The organism is Streptomyces sp. NPDC048211 (assembly GCF_043202315.1).
Lineage (GTDB): Bacteria > Actinomycetota > Actinomycetes > Streptomycetales > Streptomycetaceae > Streptomyces.
Window position 1 is genome coordinate 535,173 of sequence record NZ_JBIDAD010000006.1, and the last position, 21,581, is coordinate 556,753.

Consider the following 21,581-nt stretch of genomic DNA (forward strand, 5'->3'; position numbering starts at 1 on the left):
GCTTCTCGGGCCACCGGCTCGGGCCACCCGTTCGACTGCCACGGGCCACTCGTCCCAGGCCACCTCGGGTCACTCACCGGTCAGCCCTGGCCGCCCCAGCAGCCCTGGCCGCCCCAGGTGAGCCCTGCCCACCTCAGGTCACCGACGCAGGCCGACGCAGGTCGGCTCAAGCCGCCTGACGCCGCCCCGTGGCCGTTCAGTGGCGGGCGAACAACAGGTCGTGCACCACGTGGCCCTTGTCCAGGCCCTGGCCCTCGAACCGGGTCAGCGGCCGGAACGCGGGCCGTGGTGCATAGCCGCCGTCCGCCGCCGTGTTCTCGAAGCGGGGGTGCGCGGTCAGCACCTCCAGCATCTGCTCCGCGTACGGCTCCCAGTCCGTCGCGCAGTGCAGGACCGCTCCGGGCTTCAGCCGCTGCGCCGCCAGATCGAGGAACTCCGGCTGGATCAGCCGGCGCTTGTGGTGGCGCGACTTGGGCCACGGGTCGGGGAAGTACACCCGCAGTCCGTCCAGGGCGTCCGGCTCCAGCATCTCGCGCAGCAGGATGATCGCGTCACCGTTGGCCACCCGGACGTTGGACACGCCGTTCCGGTCCGCGAGACCGAGCAGGTTGCCCTGGCCCGGGGTGTGCACGTCGACGGCGAGAATGCCGGTGCCAGGGTCGTCGGCGGCCATCTGCGCGGTGGCCTCGCCCATGCCGAAGCCGATCTCCAGGACCACCGGGAGACCGTCGAACAGCTCGGGCAGGTCGAGGACGCGCAGTCCGTCGATGTCCAGGCCCCACTTCGGCCAGAGCCGCTCTAGGGCGTCCTGCTGGCCGGGCGTGACCCGGCTGCGGCGCGGCTGGAAACTGCGGATCCGGCGCTCGTGGTGCGAGCCGGCCGGATCGGCCGCGGGTCCGCCGGGGAAGCGGGGCTCCTGGCGCAGTCTGCGCGCGCGCTCCAGGGCCGCGGCGCGCAGGTCGTCCGGGATTCCGGCCGTCGCGGGCGCGGCGGTGTCCGCACCGGTGGAGGCGGCGCCATCCCGTCCGGTGGCGGGCGCGCCGTCCGGGATGGTGGCGGGCGGATCGGTGGGGAGCGCACCGGAGGGGAGCGTGCTGTCCGTCTCGGCAGCGGCGTCGCCGGGCGTCGCGGGGGAGGGGTTCAAGGGCTCAGACACAATGCCCTGATTCTACGGCGGGCGGCTTCCACCCCGTCGCCTCTGCCCGGAGCAGCGCCCTGCGTGCCACCTCCCGCCCGATGGGCAGCGCGGCCGTGGCGGCGGGCGACGGGGCGTTGAGCACGTGCACGGTGTGCGGGGCCTCGCGGATCAGGAAGTCGTCCACCAGCGTGCCGTCCCGCAGCACCGCCTGGGCCCTGACCCCGGCAGGGGCGGGGCGCAGGTCGTCCTCCGTCACCTCGGGCAGGAGCCGCCGCACGGCAGCCGTGAACGCGTGTTTCGACAGCGAGCGGTGCACCTCGCCCGCCCCGTACCGCCAGTGCCTGCGGGCGATCCGCCAAGAGCCCGGCCAGCTCAGGGTGGAGAGCAGCTCGCGGGGGCGTACCACCGGCCAGCCGTACCCCTCGCGGGCCAGCGCCGGCACCGCGTTCGGTCCGACGTGGACGCCGCCGTCGTGGCCGCGGGTCAGATGGACGCCGAGGAAGGGGAACGCCGGATCCGGCACCGGATAGACCAGGCCGCGCACCAGCTCCGGCCGGGCCAGCTCGTAGTACTCCCCCCGGAAGGGCACGATGCGCATCCCCGGGTCGTCGCCCGCCAGCCGTGCCACCCGGTCGCAGTGCAGTCCCGCGCAGTTCACCAGCACCCGGGCCCGCACCACCAGGCCGTCCGCCGTCCGCACCGCGACGCCCCACGGCCGCCGGTCGATCGCGGTGACCTCCGCGCCGAACCTGATCATGCCGCCGCCGGCCCGCACCTCGGTGGCGAACCGCTCGGCGACCGCGCCGAAGTCGCACACCCCCGTCGTGCCCACCCGGATCGCGGCGAGTCCCCGCACCCGCGGTTCGTACTCGGTGATCTGCGCGGGCCCCAGCTCGCGCACGGGCAGTCCGTGCTCCCGGCCGCGCTGCACCAGGGCGTGCAGCCGGGGCAGCTCGGAGCGGCCCGTCGCGACGATCAGCTTGCCGGTCACGGCGTGCGCGATGCCGTGCTCCCGGCAGAAGTCGGTCATCTCCGCGGCGCCGCGGACCGCGTACCGCGCCTTCAGCGAGCCGGGGCGGTAGTAGATACCGCTGTGGATCACCCCGCTGTTGCGCCCGGTCTGGTGGCGCGCGGGGCCCCACTCCTTCTCCAGCACGGTCACCCGCGTGCCCGGTGCGGTCCGCGTGATCGCATACGCGGCCGACAGGCCGACGATCCCGCCGCCGATCACCAGCACATCGCAGTCGTACGCCGCGTGCGTCATCATCACGCCACCTCCCACCCCGATAGTGCACTGACCCACTGACAACGCGCTCAAACCAGTGCGGGCACAGCGTGGCGCATCTCGTGCCTGCCGGGCCCGGGGCGCCGGCCCGGCGGCCGGGCCGGCGCGGGGGCGGCTACGCGGGGGCGACGAGCAGCGGGCGGGCGCGTTCCCGCAGCTCGACGACGCGCGGTTCGTCCCCGTAGGGCTCCAGCCGGTGCAGCAGATCGCGCACGTACTCGGTGGTGCGTGCCGACGAGATGCGGCCGGCCACCTCCACGGCCCGGGTGCCCGCCGCGCACGCCGCGTCCAGATTCCCCGACTCCAGCTCGGCGACGGCCGACACGACGAGCCGCAGCCCGTGCGAGCGGACGAACTCCTCCGTGGGCCGGGAGAGCGCCTGCTCGGTGAAGCGCCGCACCTGCCGCGGCGCCTTCAGGTCGAGGTGGCACTCCGCGGCGTCGGCCGCGAACCGGTCGTACGAGTAGAAACCCAGCCAGGACGGGTCCGCGTCGCCGTCCCGCGAGCGCTCCAGCCAGCTCTCGGCGGCCTTGAGCGCGGCCCCGGCGGCCGGCGCGTCGTTGGCCTTCGCGTGGGCCCGGGCCTCCACCAGGCGGAAGAAGCTCATGGTGCGTGCCGTCGCGAGGCCCCGGTTGCGTTCGACCGCGGCCTGCGCGAGGTCGACGCCCTCGTCGGCGAAGCCGCGATAGGTCGCCTGGAGCGACATGGACGCGAGGACATAGCCGCCGAGCGGTACGTCGGCCGCGGCCCGCGCCAGACGCAGGGCCTGGATGTAGTAGCGCTGGGCGGCTTCCTGCTGACCGGTGTCGAAGGCCATCCACCCCGCGAGCCTGGTCAGTTCGGCCGCCGCGCCGAAGAGCGCCCGGCCGACCTCGTCACTGTACGAACCCAGCAGCAGTGGTGCCGCGTCGACGCGTAAGCACTCCGGGACCATGGACGAGCGCCAGTCCCCGCCGCCGTACTTGGAGTCCCAGCGGCGGGCGTCCTGAGCGGCCTCCCGCAGTTTGGACACGTCGCTGTGGCCGACCCGCAGGGGCGAGACGTCGTGCGCGGAATCCGGGCCGGGCTGGACGGGGATCGACAGACTGTGCCCGGGGGACGGCTGCGTGCCGTGGCCGGGAAGCGGAGAGGTGCCGGACGCGGCGGACGCGTGGCGTCCGGGGGCCGTTGCCGTCGGCTGCCCCGACGCGTCCTGCCCCGGTGCTGACCCGGACCCGCTCGACTGCCCGTGGGCGCCGGAGAGAAGTGACGTGCCTGGCGCACTCGATGCTCCCTGCGCCCCCGTCGCGCCCCGTGCGCCCTGCGTGCCGTGTGTCCCCAGGATGGCCGCCACTGCCGCCGTCGAGGCGCGTGCCACCGACGGGTCGGCGGGGGATATCAGCCAGCGGGATGCCGGGGTCGCGTACGCGCTCACCGAGAACGAACCCGCCAGCGACTGCCAGATCCCGCCGCTGCCCGCCCGCCGCCCGGCCAGATCAAGCCGGTACAGCTCGGTCGCCGAACGGACCGCCTCACCCACGTCGCGTGGGAACGCCAGCCCGACCTCCGGCGCCGGGTCGGCGTCGGCCAGCCCGATCTCGTGCAGCGGGACCGGCCGGCCGAGCTTCGCGCCGATCGCCGCAGCGATGAGATGGGGCGCGGCGCCCTGGGGCACCATGCCCTTGGAGACCCATCGGGCCACCGAGGTCTTGTCGTACCGAAGTGTCAGTCCGCGCTGCGCCCCGAGGTCGTTGACCCGCCGGGCGAGCCCGGCGTTGCTGATTCCCGCGAGGGCGAGAACGGTTCCGAGTTTCTCGTTCGGCCCGCGTTGCTCCCTGGACATGCGCCACCCCTCGACACACAGACGGCAGCCGCGTCACCGATGCGGCGCGCGGCATTCGTACCGGGTTCTCCCCAGGGACGAACCCCGGCACTCCGGCCGCACACGCATTTGGCCGAGCCCCGAGGAATATGCCGCCCTGCTGAGAACATCAGTAAACCCAGCGTAGTTCGCCGCATCCCTACCGTTAAGGGCCGGACGTCCGTATGGCGGGATTGTTGTCCGTACCGGCCATCGTGCGGTGATCAAAGGGGAGCCGGGCGGCGGGAGGGGCCGAAGAGGCGGGAGGGGCGGACGGGACGCGAACGTCGCGCGAAGGAAGAGCGGAGGAATGGCGGGGGCATGGAGGAGACTCTGTGGAGCCCCTCCGCGCCCCCGTGCGGAGATCGCCCGGACGGCCGCCCGGGGGCGTCGGGCGGAGGACGGGGGCGCGGCACGGAGGAGGGGTGCGGGCCGTGCGGTCCGGGCCGCCGACCAGCCCGGACCCGCGCGCGGGGGTGCGTCCGGCACCCCTTCCGGTACGGCCCCGGCGACCCTCGCCGGAGCGCCCGGCCGAGGTGTTTCCGCGTGCTCCTGGTGTGTGGCCGTGCGCCCGGCCGTGCGCTCTGGCCCGGCTTCGGCGGGAGCGCTTGCATGGGTGCTGCGTGGGTCGGCCCGCTGCACTGGAAACGGCGGGCTGGGGGAACACCGTCGCCTCATTCCCCGCAGGCGGCGGACCGGTCCGGGGGGTGGACCACGCCTCCCGGACCGTGTGTCGAGCCGGTTCGGCGCGGGGCGCCGGCGCGCCCCCGAAGGGAAGGGGCGGAGCCCTTCCGGAGCCTGGGCGAGGGACGCCGCGGACCCGGGTGCAGGTGCACCGCGGTCCGCACGGGTGAGGAGCAAAAAGGCATGAAAGCCCGCATATGTATGCGGTGTTGGCCGGTCGATCGGTTCCCGTGCCGTCCGAGATTGGCCTGATGTCGCCGGTCGGCCGAGGTTGGGCCGACGGGTTCACGGACATCTCGACCGCCGGCTGATCGAGGTGCCGGCCGTGGCCGGATCCGGGCCGTTACTCCGCGAGGCGTGCGGGGAACGCAAGGCGCGGAATCCGTAACTCCGTTGCCGCCGACGCCGACGCGCGCGGGCCGTTCGCGGAACGCCAGGTCCGACGGCCGCGCTCCGGCCTTTGCCAGGGGCGCATGCGCTCACGACGTGCGCCGTCCGTAGCCACTCCTGAGCGCCGTTGTCGTGGCAGCATGTCCGCAACGGCGCCGCGCGTTACCGGAGTTCTCCCGATACAGCTCTGCTGTGCCGTTTTGTCCACAGCCTGTGGAGGCGGCGATGCGTTGGTTGGTGGGTTGGAGCAGTATCGCCGCGAGCTTCGGCACGGTCGGAGCGGTCGGCGGCAGTGACGAGGGGCGCACGATGCACCCCGTGGGCTCCCAACTCCTGTGGGGGGACCCGGATCCCCTCTGGGCGGTGGGCGACTGGCGGCCCGACGAGATCCGCACCGTCCGGGTGGACACCGCCGAGGGCGCCCCCACCGCACGGCTCGCCGTCCTCGGCTGCTGCGGCGCCACGGACGAACAACTGCGCGTCGGGCTGCTCGCCGCACGCGGCGGCGCGCTGCGTCACCTCACCGCGTGGACCGGCAGCTACACGGCCGTCGTCCAGATAGGGCGACGGATCACCGTGGCCGGAGACCTCGCCGGAGCCCGGCCGGTCTTCTACACGCCCTGGGCCGGCGGCACGGCCTACGCCACCGCCGCGCTCCCCCTCGCCGACCTCATCGAGGCCCAGCTCGACATCGGTCACCTCGCCGCCCTGCTCGCCTGCCCCGAAACCCCGGAGGCGCTGCGCGACGGCACTCCGTACGAGGGGGTGAAGCGCATCCCGCCCGGGCACGCGCTGATCCTCCGCGAGGGTTCGCGGGAGATCACGGGGTACGAGGCGGTGGCCTCCCTCGCCGTCGCCGCACCCGAACTCGACCCGGTGAGCGCCGTCGAGGGGGTGCGCGACGCCCTCGTCGAAGCGGTGCGTGCCCGGCTCCTGGCCCCGCGCCACGCCCCGGAGACCCGGCCACCCGACCCCGGCCCCGTCCCCGGCATGGGCCCGGCCGAACGGCGAGCCGCCCGGGGCGCACCCGTCCCCGGAATCGGCTCCGACCTCTCCGGGGGCAGCGCCTCGGCGACCCTCGCCCTGCTCGCCGCCGGGCTCCCCGGTCTGCCCGGCACGATCCTGGGCCACGGCACGGGAGCGGGAGAGCGGCTGCTCGCCGTCACCTTCAACGACCTGACGACCCGCGCCCACGAGGACGAGCTCGAACGAGCCCGCGTCATCGCCGCCAACCCTCGGCTCCACCATGTCGTGGTCGCCGCGGGCGAAGAGGCCCTGCCTTTCGCCGGCCTGGGCCTGGAGAGCGGTCCGCTCACCGACGAACCGGCCCCCTCCCTCGTCCTCGTCGAACGCAACCGCCGCCGCCTCTCCGCGGGCAGCGCCGACCATTTCGTGGGCGACGGCGCCCGGCAGGTACTCGACGCCCATCCGGCCCGTCTCGCCGATCTGCTGATCGACCGCAGACGCCGCCATCTGCTGCGCCCGGTCGCCGCGCTCGCCAAGGCCGAGCGCCCGTCCGCGCACTCCCTGTTCGTGCCGCTGACCGTCTACCGGGCGGCCCGCCGGCTGGCCCGTACGTCCTACCGCACCGGTCTCGAAGCGGCGGCCGACCGCTTGCCCGACGCCAACCGCCTCACCCCCGGCCTCGACACCCCCGCCGACGCCTCGCTCGCCGCACTGGCCTGGTCCCGCCCCGGACCTGCGGCCCGGTGGCTCACCGGAGAGGCGCTGGCTGAAGTATCGGTTCGCCTTCAGGAGGCGGCGATCCGCCCCACCTCCGTCCAGCGGCCGGGCGAGGCCCGGGCCCGTGCCGCCCTCGCCCGGCACGCCGCAGGTCACCGCATCCTGGAACAGGCCGCCGAGGTCCGCAGCCAGCGGCTGCACGCACCCTTCCTGGACAACCAGGTCGTACGCGCCGCCCGCGCGCTCCCCGAATCCCTGCGGGTCCAGCCGGGCGCCCGCGCGGCGATCCTGCGCCGGGTCCTTGCGGGTGCGGGCATCCACGAGCTGCCGCCGGGCTGGGGCACCTCCTCCCAGGCCACCTCGACCGCCGTCACCCGGACCGGCCTGCGCGCCTCGCTGCCCGAACTGATCGCCCTCTTCGACGCCCCGCTGCTCGCCGACGCGGGTCTGGTGGAGGCCCGTGTCGTACGCAAGGCCCTGCGCGCCGCCTCCGAGGGGGAACCCCTCCCCCTGGACGGCCTGGCCGACCTCGCTTCCACGGAACTGTGGCTGCGCCGCCTCGTGTCACGACGCGGCACCTGCTGGACGGGGACGGCGGCGCCCCGGCAGCGCGCGGTCGCCGGCGGGGTCGCCCCGGCCAGACGGTCGCTGCAGGGGTAGTTCGTGGGCCACGGTCGTGCAGCCCCGCAGGGGTAGCACGGGGGCCATGGTTCTGGAGCCCGTAGGGGGACAGCTCGCGGTCAGCGGCCCTGGAGCCCGGCAGGGCGGTCCACGGTCCACGCGATCTGCGCCCCCGCAGGGCGGCCCACGACCCACGGCCCGCAGCCCGGAGCGCACGGCCCGGAGGGCGCGGCCCACGGCTCGTGCGCGGCGCCTTGTGGCCCGCCTCCTGGCCCGCAGCCCGATTCCCGCCGCCCGTTTCCCGCCGCGCTTGAGGTGGTGTGGCCTCCGATGCCCGGTTGTCCGAGCGGCGGGACACAATGGCGGAGTGCGGTATCTGATCCTGGGCGTCACGGAGGCGCGAGACGAGAGCGGCGCCGCGCTGCCCCTCGGCGGTACGCGCCTGCGCGCGCTGCTCGCCGCTCTCGCCCTGCGGGCGGGCCGCGCCGTTCCGGTAGCCGAGCTCGTCGATGACGTCTGGGCGGACGACCCACCGGCGGACGCCACCGCCGCGCTCCAGGCCCTGGTCGGGCGGCTGCGCCGGGTGCTGGGCAGGGAAGCGCTGGCCAGTGGCCCCGGCGGCTACCGTCTCGTCGTCCGGCCGGACGACGTCGACCTGCACGTCTTCGAGCGGCTGGCCCGGCAGGGTGGTGCCGAGCTGGAGGCCGGCGCCCCGGCCGATGCCGCCCGCACCTTGCGCACCGCACTCGCCCTCTGGCGCGGCCCCGCCCTGGCCGACCTGCCCGACGGGGACCACGGCCACGCGCTGCGCCCCGAGGCCCATCGGCTGGCCGCGCTGGAGCGCCGTATCGAGGCCGACCTGCGCTGCGCGGCGAGCGAAGGGCGTACGTCGGCGGACCCATGGCATGCGGATGCGGAGGGAAACACCTCGGCCGACCCATGGTGTGAGCCGGCCGAGGAGGCGCCGTCCGACGGTGCAGCCGCCCCGGCCTCCGCCGCCCCGGCCCCGGCCGCCCCGTCCCCCGCCGCCCTCGTCGCCGAGCTGACGGAGCTGACCGCCGCCCACCCGTACGACGAACGCTTCCGGGTACAGCTCATCCGCGCCCTGCGAGCCGACGGCCGGCAGGCCGACGCCCTCGCGGCGTACGAGGACGCGCGCCGTACCCTCGCCGACGGCCTCGGCACCGACCCCGGACCCGAACTGACCGCACTCCACCAAGAACTTCTCTTCGCCGCTCCCGGCCCGCCCGAACCGGCCCCCGCACGCGGCAACCTCCGGCCCAGACTCACCTCGTTCGTGGGACGCGAGCCCGAACTGCGTGCCATCCGCGACGACCTGACCCGTTCCCGGCTGGTCACCCTCACCGGCCCCGGAGGCACGGGGAAGACCCGCCTCGCCGAGGAGTCCGCAGCCCACGAGGACCGCACGGCCACCGCCCCGCGGGACGTCTGGCTCGCGGAACTCGCCCCGGTGGAGGACCCCGAAGCCGTCCCCGGAGCCGTGCTCTCCGCGTTGGGGCTGCGCGAGACGTCGCTGCTGCGGGACAGCACCCACGAGGGGCCGCTGCCGCGCACCGACCCCGTCGACGTGCTCGTCGACCGTCTCGCGCACGGCTCCCGTGCCCGGTCGGTCCTCCTCATCCTCGACAACTGCGAGCACGTCATCGACGCGGCTGCCGCACTGGCCGAAACGCTGCTGACCCGCTGCCCGCATCTGCGCGTCCTCGCCACCAGCCGTGAACCGCTCGGCGTCCCCGGAGAGTCCGTACGGCCCGTCGAGCCGCTCCCCGCCGACCCGGCCCTGCGCCTCTTCACCGAACGCGCGCGGGCCGTACGCCCCGGATTCGACCCCGAACACGAACCGGCGCACGATCCGGAGGCCGTCGCCGAGATCTGCCGCCGTCTGGACGGGCTTCCGCTCGCGATCGAACTCGCCGCCGCACGTCTCCGGTTGCTGGGACCGCGCCAGATCGCGGACCGGCTCGACGACCGGTTCCGTCTGCTGACGGGCGGCAGCCGGACCGTACTTCCGCGGCAGCAGACCCTGCAGGCGGTCGTCGACTGGTCGTGGGACCTTCTCGACGAGGACGAACGCACCGCCCTGCGCCAGGTCTCCGTCTTCGCGGGCGGATGGGACCTGGCCGCGGCGGAGGCCGTCGTCCGTACGCCGTCGGGCTCCGGGAAGCACACCGCCGCCGACACCGCGGACCTGATCGGTGCCCTGGTCGACAAGTCCCTCGTCGTCGCCTCCCCGACAGCGGACGGCGCGATGCGCTACCGCCTCCTGGAGACCATTCACGAGTACGCGGCGGAGCGCTGCGCGGAAACCCCGGAGATACGGGCGGCGGCCGGGCAGGCACACACCGCGTACTTCACCGCGCTCGTCGAGAAGGCCGAACCTCTGCTGCGCTCGGGCGAGCAACTGCCGTGGATCCGGCGGCTGGAGTCGGATCTCGACAACATCCGCGCCGCCCTTCAGCGCACCACGGCCGCCGGTCTTCCCACGGAGGCGGCACGACTGGTGATGGGCATGGCCTGGTTCTGGTGGCTGCGCAACTACCGCACCGAAGGCCTCACCTGGACCGAGCGCACCCTGGCCCTCGGCCCGGAACCCGCGGACGACACGGATCCCTGGTACTGGCCATGGATGAAGCTGCAGATGCTGGGGTTCTTCTTCGCGATGGACAGCCGGCCCGAGGACCAGGACCAGAGCGACCCCCGGCTCCAGGAGCTCATGGGCCGCCTGGCCGTGGCGTTCGCCGCGTCCGGGCCGCACGGCGGGCGGTTCCCCGGACTGCTCTGGCCGATGACCTCGTACCTCACCTGGTCCACGGCCGACGTACGGCGGAAGATCGATGTGGCCGTCGGCAACGCCCGTACCCACGGCGGGGACTGGGAATACGGCATCACCCTGATGTTCCGTACGCACATGGTCGTCGACATGCCGGGCGGCATGCCCGGCGTCGACGAGGACCTCGCGGAACTGCGTGTGCTGAGCCGTCGCATCGGCGACCGCTGGATGCGCGCCCAGGTGGCGAGCGCCGCGGCAGAAGCGGGCATGATGCGCGGGCGGTACGACGAGTCGCGTGCGGACTACGAGGAAGCGCTGCTGCTCGCCCGGGAGGTGGGAGCCCATGCCGAGTCCCCGTTCCTGCTGGCCCGCCTCGCCGAACTCTCCTACCGCACCGGCGACCTGGCCGCCGCCGAGGAGGGTCTGGACCGTTCGGAGGCCGAGGCGGAGCGCCACCGCACGCATGACGCCACGTCGTACGTCCACTACCTGCGGGCCCTCATGGCGCTCGACCGCGGCGATCCGGTGACCGCCCGGCGACGGCTCACCTCCGCCCAGGAGGAGAACGGGCGCGGAGGCCCGGCATCGCACTTCACCATCGTCCAGGACGGGCTCTCGGCCCGGATCGCGATGTACGAACCGGAGCCCGCGGGCGGCCCCACCGCCGGGGTGCGCGGGCTGACGGCGGCCCTCGTCGCGGCGAAGGAGGCGCAGTGCGCCGAGATCGTCACGGGGTATCTGGCGGACGGTGCTGCGATCGCGCTGCCGAAGGTGGGCCGCCCCGCAGAGGCCGCGCGCGTCCTGGCAGCCGCCGGCAACTGGCGGCTCTCCGGCCACAGGTCAGCGGCGGAGCAGTCCGAAGTGGACGCCGCCGAGCGCCAGGCCCGCAAGGAACTGGGGACGCTGCGGTACGAAGAAGAGCACGCGGCGGGACAGGAGCTGACCCTCGACGACGTCATCGCCCTGATGGAGGGTGTCGCCGCAGAGCTTCCGTGAGCGCGGAGGTCACGCAGGCCCCGGGCGCATGCGGAAGTCGCAGCTGCCCGGGTGTAGAGCCGGGCGCCGGGTGTACACCCGGCCCGGATGTACAGGGCGGGCCGGATGTACAGGGCGGACCGACGGGGCCGAGGCAGGCCGCACCCGGCGCCGAGGCAGGGCGGCGCCGCCGCCCAGGTCCCGGTCCGGGGCTTCTCCCGGCCGGGTCAGCGGCAGCTGATGCGGGATTCGGCCCAGTCGGCCAGGGCGACACCGCCGAACGGGACCGCCGGCTCCACGAGGAGCCGGATCCGCTCCAGCCCTTCGATGCCGACGCTCACCGGAACCGCCGGGTCGTCGCCGTTCATCACCGGGGACTGCCACAGTCGCACCCCGTCGCCGTCGAGCACCGAGAACCGCACCGAGCCCAGCCCCATGGTCAAGTCGTCCACGCCGACCACCGCCTCGTAACGCGTGCACGAGCGGTTCAGCTGGATGTCGACCGAGGAACGGCCCTGGACCGTCACCCCGTGCGCGTACTGCGTGCCGCCGATCGACATGCCGGAACGCTGCCAGACCCAACTGCTCTCGCCGAGCACCACCTCGGGGCCGGTGTGGTCACCGAGCAGTGTGTAGGCCAGCTCGCTGACCTGGTACACCTCCGGCACGGGAGCGGGCGGCGGCGGGGGAGTCGGTGTCGGGGGCTCCTTCGGCGCGGGGGACGGCGGAGGCGTCGGGGTCGGCTTCGGGGTCGGGGTGGGCGTGGGAGTCGGCGTGGGTGTCGGCGTAGGCGCGGGTTTCGGCGGGGTGGGCGCCGGCGGTGAGGGGGTCGACGGTGCTGGCGCCGGGGGTGCGGGCACCGTGGGTGTCGGCTTCGGCGGTGCGGGGGTCGGCACCGCAGGTGCCACGGCCGGGGGCCTGGCGACCGGCTTTGCCTCCGGGCGCGGCTGGTCGTCTCCAGCCAGCGCCCACACCAGTCCCGCCGCGGCCGCGACGGCGACCGCTGCCGCGATCCCGGCCTTCGCCGGAGCGCCGAGCCCTTCGGAGGCGGCGGCGCCACCGGCCGAACCCGCGGACGAGCCTCCTCCGGTCGCGGCGGCCGCGGCGCCCGCACCAGCGGCACCGGCAGCACCGCCCGCCACGATCCCGGCAGCCTTGAGCGCGTATCCGGCGGCGAACCAGCCGATGACCGCGACCGGCAGCAGTGCGGGAATACCGGCGTTGACATGAGCCAGTTCGCCCGCCGCGAGCCGGCACTTCGCGCACTCGTCCAGATGCCCGCGCAGGCCGCGCTCGGCCCGCATCCGCAGGCCCCCGCGGGCATAAGCGCCGAGCCGGTCGGCGTAGCGCGCGCAGTCGCCGCCCGCGGTGAGCGCCTGGCTCACATGGGCTTGCAGATAGGCCTGCTTGAGCCCCTCACGGGCGCGGCTGGCCAGTACCGACGTGGCGTTCGCCGTCAGTCCGAACAGCGGCGCGATGTCGCTGGGCGACTCCTCCTCGACGGTGGTGTGCCACAGGACGGCCTGCCAGCGCTCGGGGAGGCTGCGGAACGCCTGCATCGCCATCGACTGCTCGGCCTCGTGCATCGCCATCACGTCGGCCCCGAGATCGAGCGTGTCGGCGTCCGACACCTCGGAGCTGCGCGACGCCTGCGCGGCGAACACCGCGAAGTCGTCGACCAGATGCTCGCGCTTCGCGGTCTTGGTCCACGCGGCGGCGACGTGCCGGACCGCTGTCATCAAGTAGGCCCGCACTGCCTCCTCGGGCCCCTTGCCGCCCCGTACAGCCTGGAGTGTCCGGGCAAAGACCTCGGCCGTCAGGTCGTCGGCGGTGTGCGCGTCGCGGCAACAGGTGCGCGCGTAGCGGCGTACGGCGTCGGAGTGGCGAACGAACAGTGCCTCGTACGCGAGGTCGTCACCGTCCCGCATCCGCTGGATCAACTGCGCATCGGAGGGGGTGGACCCTGCGGGTGTACTGAGGGGCACCCGCTGCATGGGCACCGCTGCGGCGGTATCGACCGCGTCCCTGTTGATGCCCGCCGGGCTCTCGACCGGAGCGGGCGGCCACGGTCCGGGCAGGACGGTGCCGCCCGCCTCTTCCCCGTCGTCCGAGTGTCGAGGCCGCGCCTGGCCCGGCACCTGGTGGCTGGGCTGCCCGGTCGCCTCTCTGCCGCCGCCCGTGGTGGAGACACCGTCGAGCGGCTCTTCCTGTTGCCCGTCACCGCTCATCGCGGACGCCCCCGTATGCGCTTTCGGACCCGAACACCGGGCTAGCGTGCCACAGCGCGCGGAAGGGGCGACCCTTCAGCCCCGGCAACCACTCATCCGGGGCGTTTTCCCGAATGAGAGCACTAACGGACACTCGTTCGGGGAAGGAGTAACGGGATCTGTTGACGGGGCAGTCGGGGCGGATCGCGACGAGCGCGGCGGAATCACCCCCTTCGAACGGCGACCGCCGCATCCGGACGGAGATCGTGGCGCACACAGTCCGGTGCCTTGGAAGCTTGGCGGCCGCATGCGCGGTACGGGGGAGCCGCACCGGAGGAGGGGCGCCGCGACCGGCAGGAACAGCCGCACGCATGACGAGGACCGCCCCCAACCGCTCGGGCTGTCTCGCACCCGGACGAGACCCCCGACCGGGGCGAGGACAACCGCACCCGGACGATGACCGCCGCCGCAGCTCAGGACAGGAATCGCCGCACCATGATGGGGCCCACACGGTCAGGGAACCCCGCCCGGACGAGAACCGCCCCGACCGCTCAGGGCCCTCCTGCCGGACGAGAACCGCTCACCGGACGAGAACCGCCTCACCGGACGAGAACCGTCTCACCCGACGAGAATCCGTCTCACTCGGACAAGGGCCGCACCCCGCACCCGGGACGAGAACCGCCCCGACCGCACAAGGCCGCCTCACCGGACAGGAACCGCCTCACCTCGCTGAGATCGATCGCACCCGGACAGATCTCCCGCACCCGGATGAGACCTGCCCCGACCGCGTAAGACCGGCCCCACCCCGACGAGACCTGCCGCAGGGCCTGGGCACGCAAACCGCCTCACGCAAACCGCCTCACGCAAACCGTGCATGCAGGCCGCCGCGTCACGCAGACCGCGCACGCACGCCCCCTCGCCCAAACCCATGCACCCAAGCCCGCGCGCCCGAACCCGCACACGCAGGCCGCCGCCTCACGCAGGCCGCGAGCGCAGTCCCTCCAGCAGGATGTCCAGCAGCCGGGCGGACGCCGCCGCCTGCTGAGCCGCGTCGGGCAGCGAAGGCGCCGCCGTCGCGATGACCAGCAGCACATCGGCCACCGTCACATCACGGCGAAGCTCGCCGGACGTGCGCGCCCGGTCGACCAGTCGGCCCACGACCTCCAGCAGATCGGCCGCTCCGGCGCCCAGGTCCTCGTCCTCGACCGGTCCGGAAGGTTGCTCGCCCGCCCGCGGACCGCCCTGGACCGGAGCCTGGCCGGTCTCCTGGCGCTGCTGCGGCACCCGGGGTTCGTCCCACTCGTCGCCCGGCGCCCCTCCCGAGGCCCGTACGGCATGCGCATCGCCGACCACCGCAGACTCATCGGCCTCGACGCCCACCCGCAGTATCTGCGGAGGCAGCAGCCGCCCGGCGCCCGAGGCCACCGAGGTCCGCAGGAAGCGCGACAGCGCCGACCACGGTTCCTCCTCCTGGCCCAGCGCGGACCGGGCCTGGTCGGTAAGCCGGGAGGTCTCCTCCTCGGCTATCCGGCGCACCAGCACGTCCTTGCTGGGGAAGCGCCGGTACACCGTCCCGACACCCACTCGGGCGCGACGTGCCACGTCCTCCATCGGAGCGCCGTACCCCAGCTCCCCGAACACCTCGCGTGCGGCCCGAAGCACGTGCTCCAGATTGCGCTGCGCGTCCACGCGCAGCGGTGCCGAGCGGCTGTGGGCGCCGGCTCCGCCGGCCTGGGCGCCGAGCGCGGCCCCCAGGGTGCTCACGGCCGCCGACGGTGCCGTGGTCCCGCTGGACCCGACACCGTTCACCGTCCCGACTGTCCCGATCCGTCCGTTTCCTTCGGACGCGACCGCAGCAGTCGGCCAATGCGATTCCTGAATATGCATAACTGTTCCCCCGGTTATGACGTCTCCCCCCGGAGACTCCCGCCGTGTCAGTCGAGGGTGGACCGATGGTCACCGTCCGACACCCCGACGACATACGAACATAGTTGAGCCAGGGTCAATTCAGAAGGGGGCGGCCCGCCGGGAGCGCCGCCCGATCGGGGCACGGACCGGCCGGTCATCGATCCGCCCCCCTCCCCTCACCCTTCCCATTACCCCTGACCTGCGGGCTTTCACGAAAGCGGCACGAATACCGGCCGCGGCCCGCGGAGAACCTCCGGTCACACAATTTGCCGGGGCTGTGGACAAACTCCTGCGCACGTTGCGTCATGGGGTGGTGATGGCTTCAGATTCCGGGGGAACACCCCCCGGCCCCCCGCCGGGTGTGCGCATTCTCGTCGTCGGTGGGGGCTATGTCGGGATGTACACCGCGCTGCGTCTCCAACGGAAGCTGAAGCAGAGGCTGAGAAGCGGTGAGGCGGAGATCGTCGTCGTCACCCCCGACCCTTATATGACCTATCAGCCGTTCCTCCCCGAAGCCGCCGCCGGTTCCATCTCGCCGCGCCACGTCGTCGTGCCGCTGCGCCGGGTCCTGAAGCACTGCACCCTCGTCGTCGGGGAGGCCCGGCGCATCGATCACGCCAAGCGCACGGCCACCGTCACCACGCTCGCCACGGGCGAGGACGGCACCGGTGCCGTCGAGATCCCGTACGACGAGCTCGTCCTCGCCCCCGGCTCCGTCTCGCGCACCCTTCCGGTCCCCGGCCTCGCCGATCACGGCGTCGGCTTCAAGACCATCGAGGAGGCCATCGGCCTGCGCAACCACGTGATCGAGCAGATGGACATCGCCTCCGCCACCCGCGACCCCGCCATCCGCGACGCCGCCCTCACCTTCGTCTTCGTCGGCGGCGGCTACGCGGGCGTGGAGGCGCTGGCCGAGCTGGAGGACATGGCCCGGTACACCGCGCGGTACTACCACAACATCAAGGCCGAGGACCTGAAATGGATCCTCGTCGAGGCGACCGGCCGCATCCTGCCCGAGGTCGGGGAGTCGATGGGCAGGTACGCGGTCCGGGAACTGCGCGGCCGCAACATCGACGTACGCCTCGACACCCGGCTGGAGTCCTGCGAGGACCGGATCGCCGTGCTCAGCGACGGCTCCCGCTTCCCGACCCGCACGCTCGTCTGGACCGCCGGAGTCAAACCCGCCCCGCTGCTCGCCGCCACCGACCTGCCCCTCAACGAACGCGGCCGGCTCGTCTGCACCGCCCGGCTCACCGTCGACGGGACCGAGCACGCCTGGGCCGCGGGTGACGCCGCCGCCGTCCCCGACCTCACCGCCGCCGAACCGGGCAGGGAGACCGCCCCCAACGCCCAGCACGCCGTCCGTCAGGCCAAGGTCCTCGCTGACAACCTTGTCGCGGCCGTCGACGGCCGTCCCCTCAAGGAGTACCGGCACAGCTACGCGGGATCCGTCGCCTCGCTCGGCCTCCACAAGGGCGTGGCCCACGTGTACGGACGTCGCCTCAAGGGCTATCCGGCCTGGCTGATGCACCGCGTCTACCACCTGAGCCGGGTCCCGACCTTCAACCGCAAGGCCCGGGTGCTGGCCGAGTGGACCCTCGCGGGACTCTTCAAGCGGGAGATCGTCTCCCTGGGCTCGCTGGAACACCCCCGGGCCGAGTTCCAAATCGCCGCAGGAAGGCGCCCCCGGCCGGACGACGGCGACTGTCAGTAGGGTCCGACACACTGGACGTGTGACCATAGGTGGGCTCACATCTGCACAGAGTGACCCGGCCGGCAGCGACCGACAGTGACCACGAGAAAGACCGTCCCAGGGGCAAAAGACCGCCACCACACACTTGTGACGCCCCGGCAGAGGAAGCAGCCCGCCCGAGCGGACCAGACCGACACACGAGGCAATGGATTCCGTGAACTTCACGCGTTGGAGCGCCCGCCTACCCGGCACGCAGCGTCGCGCCGCCCGGGACGACCGCAGTCCCGTACCGGCGGCCCGCGCAGAGTACGCACAGGCCGACACCGGGGCGGGCCCTCCGGACGGTCCCGGCACCCGGTCCGCCGCACCCGCCCTGGAGGACCTCTCCGCCCGCGACATCCTCGGCCAGCTGCCCGCCCTCGTCGCCTTGGTCCACGGACCCGACCACCGCATCGCCTACGTCAACGACGCCTACACCGCGGCATTCGGCCCCCGCCCCTGCGGCGTCCCCGCGGCCGAGGCCATGCCCGAGCTCACCGAGCTCAGCCTGCTGCCGCTGATGGACCAGGTCCTGCGCAGTGGCACGCCGCGTACGGTCAAGTCCCGCAAGGCCGGGAGCGGGAATTCGTACACCGTCACGTGCACCCCCGTACGGCGCGACGACGACAAGAAGCACGAGAGCGGCGTCCTCGTCTACGCGGCGGACGTCACCGACCACGCCGAAGCGGCCGAGCGGCTGCGCACCAGCGAGAGCCGCCACCGCGAAACGGCCGTCACGCTTCAGCGCTCGCTGCTCCCGCAGGAGCTGGAACAGCCCGACGACCTGCGGATCGCCGCCACCTACCAGCCGGGCGGCACGGACGCCGCGGTCGGCGGCGACTGGTACGACGTCATCACGCTCGGCGCCGGCCGCACCGCGCTGGTCATCGGGGACGTGATGGGCCGCGGGGTGCGCGCCGCCGCGGTGATGGGGCAGCTGCGCACGGCCGTCCGGGCCTACGCCCGCCTCGACCTCCCTCCGCACGAGGTGCTCCAGCTGCTCGACGGGCTCGCCGCCGAGATCGACGCCAGCCAGATCGCGACCTGCGCCTACGCCGTCCACGACCCCAACGAGGGCCTGCTCGTGTACTCCTCCGCGGGCCACCTCCCGATCCTGGTGCGCGACGAGGACGGCCGGGTCCACCGCGCCGAGGACCCGACCGGCCCCCCGCTCGGCACCGGCGGCTGGATCCACACGTCGGGCACCATCGCCCTGCCTCCCGGCTCCACCGCCGTCCTCTACACGGACGGCCTGGTCGAGCGCCGCAGCGAGGACATCGACGAGGGCGTGGCCGCGCTGGAGAGGGCGCTGTCCGGCGCGAAGGGCTCACCGCAGGTGGTCTGCGACCGCCTGATGCGTTCCCTCAACATCACGGCGGAGCACGACGACGACGTCGCGGTGCTGGTCGTCCAGCATCCGGCCCGCACGGGCGCGACGGCGGAGCTGTTCCACAACGCCTCGCTCGACCTGCTCGGCGGCATCGAGGCGGCGCCGCGCGCCCGCGCCTTCGCGACGGGCGTGCTGACGTCGTGGCGCTTCCCGATGGAGCTGTGCGACCTGGGCGTCCTCGCCGCAGGCGAGCTGGTGGCCAACTCCCTCCAGCACGGGACGCCGCCGATGCGTCTGGGCCTGCGGCGCACGGACCGCAGGCTGATCATCGAGGTGACCGACGGCGACGACCACCTGCCGCGCCGCCGCCGCGCCGAACCGGGGGACGAGGCGGGCCGGGGCATCTCCATCGTCGCCTCGATCGCCACGTCCTGGGGCAGCCGCCGCACACCGGGCGGGGGCAAGGCGGTCTGGTGCGAGTTCGCCCTGCCGCAGTAGCGGACCGGGAGCGGCCGGCCCGGCCCGTCAGTGAACGGCGGCGACCGGCGCCGGCCCCTCGGCCGACGCGTTCTCCGGCAGCGACACGGCCACCACCCGCGACGGCACGGCCGCGAGCGAAGGCTGGTCCTGTACGGGGGTGAGCCGCCGCCCGAGCCGCAGCGCGAGCACCGTGATGCCCAGCGAGAACAGCACGAACGTCACGATGTACGGCCCGTGCAGCGAGGCCCCCATCGGGCCGCCCACAGCGGGTCCGACCGCCAGCGCCAGCTGCTTGCACAGCGCGAACGCCGAGTTGTACTGACCGACCATCGACTCCGGCGCCAGATCCGCGACCAGCGGCGCGACGGTCGGCGAGAGCATCGACTCGCCGAGCCCGAACAGCGCGTACGTGGAGATCATCGCGGCGGTCGCCATGGTCTGGCTGCCGTGCCCGAGACCCGCGTAGCCGGCCACGATCCAGGCGAACGCCCAGATCAGACCCACCGAGGCGATCACCCGGCTGCGCTTGCGGCGCTCGACCAGGCGCAGCACCACGAACTGGGCCACGACGATGACGGCCGTGTTGGCGGCCAGCGCGATCCCGAGCGTCGAGGGCTGGATGCCGGCGGCCTCGGTGCCGTACGCCGCGAGGCCGGACTCGAACTGTCCGTAACAGGCGAAGAACACCACGAAGCCCAGCACACACAGCTGCACCATCGCCCGGTGCGAGAGCAGCACCCGCAGCCCGCCACGCGGAGCGGACCCGTCGGCGGTCGCTTCCTTCACGACGACGGCTGGGGTACGCGGCATCCGCACGGTCGCCGCGATGGCGCCGAGCACGAGGAACATCACCGCTTCGATCAGGAACAGCAGGGTGAAGGACGAGGCCCGGCTCGTATCGACGATCAGCCCGCCGACCAGGCCACCGATGCCCAGCCCCAGGTTCTGCAGGAAGAACTGCATCGCGAAGGCGCGGGTACGGGTGGTGGTGTCGGAACAGCGGACGAGCATCGTGGCGAGGGCCGGCTGCATGACAGCCGTGCCCGCACCGAGTACCGCCGCAGACAGGACGGAGGCGGTGACCTGCGAGGAGAAGCCCAGTGCGACAGCGCCCAGGGAGGCGACGACCGAGGCGACGACCAGCACGGGCAGCGGCCCGCGGCGGTCGATGGCCCGGCCGGTGAACGGTAGGACGGCGAGCGCTGCCATGGCGAAGACCGCCAGTACGACTCCTGCCGTACCGGCACCCAGATCCCGCACCTGCGCCACGTAGACGTACAGATACGGAACGGTGAAGCCCAGCCCGAACGCGCTCAGCGCGCTCCCCAGCTGGATCCGCCGCAGTGCTGCACCCATTTCCCTGGTCACACTCACCTACCTCAAGGTCTCGAAACCACGCGATCGAACGACTCGAACCCGAAGACTTTAGCACTAAAGTTAGAAGCTCAACAATACAGGCCGAAGGACTTCGACGGCTACGGAGGGCGTGCCATACTGCGCGCCATGCCTGACACCACCGAGCCCGAGCTCCAGGAGCCGAGCCTCGACGAGCAGATCGCCGCCTACCAGCGCGAGTTCCAGGACCTGGACCCGCAGGTCGAGCAGGTCGTCTCGGCCCTCGGCCGGCTGAACCGCCGGATGAACGTGGCGTACGGACGGCAGGTCGCCGCGCTCGGCATCAGCAACGCCGAGTGGGAGGTCCTCAAGACACTCGTCCTGTCCGGTGCCCCCTATCGCCTGGGGCCCGGCGAGCTCGCCAAGCGCCTCGGCCTCACTCCGGCCGCGATGACGCACCGCATCGACCGCATGGCGGGCGAGGGTCTGGTGACCCGCGACCGCGACGAGAACAACCGGGTGCGCGTCATCGTCGAGCTGACGGACGAGGGTCGTACGAAGTGGCTGGAGGCGATGCGGATGGCCTCGCACTTCGAGGAGGACCTGCTCCAGGACCTCTCGGGCGACGAGCGGGGAGTCCTCGGCGAGATGCTGATCCGCCTCCTGCGCCGCGTCGAGCACGCCCAGCCGGACGCCGGCGGACGCCTCACCGACCTCGGCTGAGACCGCCCGGAGCGGGTGCCGACCGGGCGGCCGGGGAGGGGTTGACACGGCCCGTCCGGATCCGTAAGGTTCTTCGAGTTGTCACGGAGCCGGAACGGTTCGTCGACAACCGTCCGCCGCGAATGCGGCAACCAAATCTCAGTACGAACTCCCACTCGGGGTCTATTTCGGCGTGCCGGAATAGAGAACGAAGACTCGATTATGAGTCGGCGGGAAAATTCGATAGAGTTTGGACGTCGGAACGGCCCAACAGCCGGAAAGACAAACCCCGCTGACGGGGAATCGGACACGAAAGAGTCTGATAGAGTCGGAAACGCAAGACCGAAGGGAAGCGCCCGGAGGAAAGCCCCAGAAAATGTTCTGCGGTGAGTACAAAGGAAGCGTCCGTTCCTTGAGAACTCAACAGCGTGCCAAAAGTCAACGCCAGATATGTTGATACCCCGACCTGCTTCGGCAGGT

General features: G+C 73.1%; 11 protein-coding genes. 5 read left to right on the forward strand and 6 right to left on the reverse strand.

The features are described from left to right. Positions 1 to 196 precede the first annotated feature (196 nt). The 3 genes from trmB to ACGFZA_RS24730 all read right to left on the reverse strand — a co-directional run bounded on the left by trmB (position 197) and on the right by ACGFZA_RS24730 (position 4,245). Positions 197 to 1,156 carry a tRNA (guanosine(46)-N7)-methyltransferase TrmB gene (gene trmB / locus ACGFZA_RS24720; protein ID WP_385286275.1) on the reverse strand — a complete coding sequence of 320 codons (960 nt, stop codon included), beginning with the start codon at positions 1,154 to 1,156 and terminating at the stop codon, positions 197 to 199. Continuing rightward, positions 1,149 to 2,405 carry an L-2-hydroxyglutarate oxidase gene (gene lhgO / locus ACGFZA_RS24725; protein ID WP_385286273.1) on the reverse strand — a complete coding sequence of 419 codons (1,257 nt, stop codon included), beginning with the start codon at positions 2,403 to 2,405 and terminating at the stop codon, positions 1,149 to 1,151. The genes trmB and lhgO overlap by 8 nt, the downstream gene beginning before the upstream one ends. A 133-nt stretch (positions 2,406 to 2,538) precedes the next feature. Further along, entirely contained in the window at positions 2,539 to 4,245 is a 1,707-nt protein-coding gene (locus ACGFZA_RS24730; RefSeq protein WP_385286272.1) for a sporulation protein, read from the reverse strand. A gap of 1,317 nt (positions 4,246 to 5,562) precedes the next feature. Here ACGFZA_RS24730 and ACGFZA_RS24735 point away from each other — a divergent pair. Beyond that, entirely contained in the window at positions 5,563 to 7,680 is a 2,118-nt protein-coding gene (locus tag ACGFZA_RS24735; RefSeq protein WP_385286271.1) for an asparagine synthase-related protein, read from the forward strand. A 328-nt stretch (positions 7,681 to 8,008) separates the two neighbouring features. Continuing rightward, on the forward strand, positions 8,009 to 11,428 hold the full coding sequence (locus tag ACGFZA_RS24740; protein WP_393681891.1) for a BTAD domain-containing putative transcriptional regulator: 3,420 nt from the start codon (positions 8,009 to 8,011) through the stop codon (positions 11,426 to 11,428). A 206-nt stretch (positions 11,429 to 11,634) separates the two neighbouring features. Here ACGFZA_RS24740 and ACGFZA_RS24745 read toward each other — a convergent pair whose 3' ends face one another. After that, positions 11,635 to 13,635, reverse strand: a complete 2,001-nt coding sequence (locus ACGFZA_RS24745) for a sigma-70 family RNA polymerase sigma factor (RefSeq protein ID WP_393681893.1) — start codon at positions 13,633 to 13,635, stop codon at positions 11,635 to 11,637. 954 nt (positions 13,636 to 14,589) lie between these two features. After that, positions 14,590 to 15,501 carry a TetR/AcrR family transcriptional regulator gene (locus ACGFZA_RS24750; RefSeq protein ID WP_393681895.1) on the reverse strand — a complete coding sequence of 304 codons (912 nt, stop codon included), beginning with the start codon at positions 15,499 to 15,501 and terminating at the stop codon, positions 14,590 to 14,592. A gap of 337 nt (positions 15,502 to 15,838) precedes the next feature. Here ACGFZA_RS24750 and ACGFZA_RS24755 point away from each other — a divergent pair, with 337 nt between their 5' ends. Together ACGFZA_RS24755 and ACGFZA_RS24760 are read left to right on the forward strand one after the other, a co-directional pair. Then, positions 15,839 to 17,236: an NAD(P)/FAD-dependent oxidoreductase gene (locus ACGFZA_RS24755; RefSeq protein WP_385286266.1), complete on the forward strand. Its 1,398-nt coding sequence runs from the start codon at positions 15,839 to 15,841 to the stop codon at positions 17,234 to 17,236. A 193-nt stretch (positions 17,237 to 17,429) separates the two neighbouring features. Next, positions 17,430 to 19,082: a SpoIIE family protein phosphatase gene (locus ACGFZA_RS24760; protein WP_385286305.1), complete on the forward strand. Its 1,653-nt coding sequence runs from the start codon at positions 17,430 to 17,432 to the stop codon at positions 19,080 to 19,082. A 27-nt stretch (positions 19,083 to 19,109) separates the two neighbouring features. Here ACGFZA_RS24760 and ACGFZA_RS24765 read toward each other — a convergent pair whose 3' ends face one another. Further along, complete coding sequence (locus ACGFZA_RS24765) at positions 19,110 to 20,420, reverse strand: MFS transporter (RefSeq protein WP_393681954.1); 1,311 nt, start codon at positions 20,418 to 20,420, stop codon at positions 19,110 to 19,112. A gap of 147 nt (positions 20,421 to 20,567) precedes the next feature. Here ACGFZA_RS24765 and ACGFZA_RS24770 point away from each other — a divergent pair, with 147 nt between their 5' ends. Next, a complete protein-coding gene (locus ACGFZA_RS24770) occupies positions 20,568 to 21,122 on the forward strand; it encodes a MarR family winged helix-turn-helix transcriptional regulator (protein ID WP_385286264.1) in 555 nt (184 codons plus the stop codon). Positions 21,123 to 21,581 lie beyond the last annotated feature (459 nt).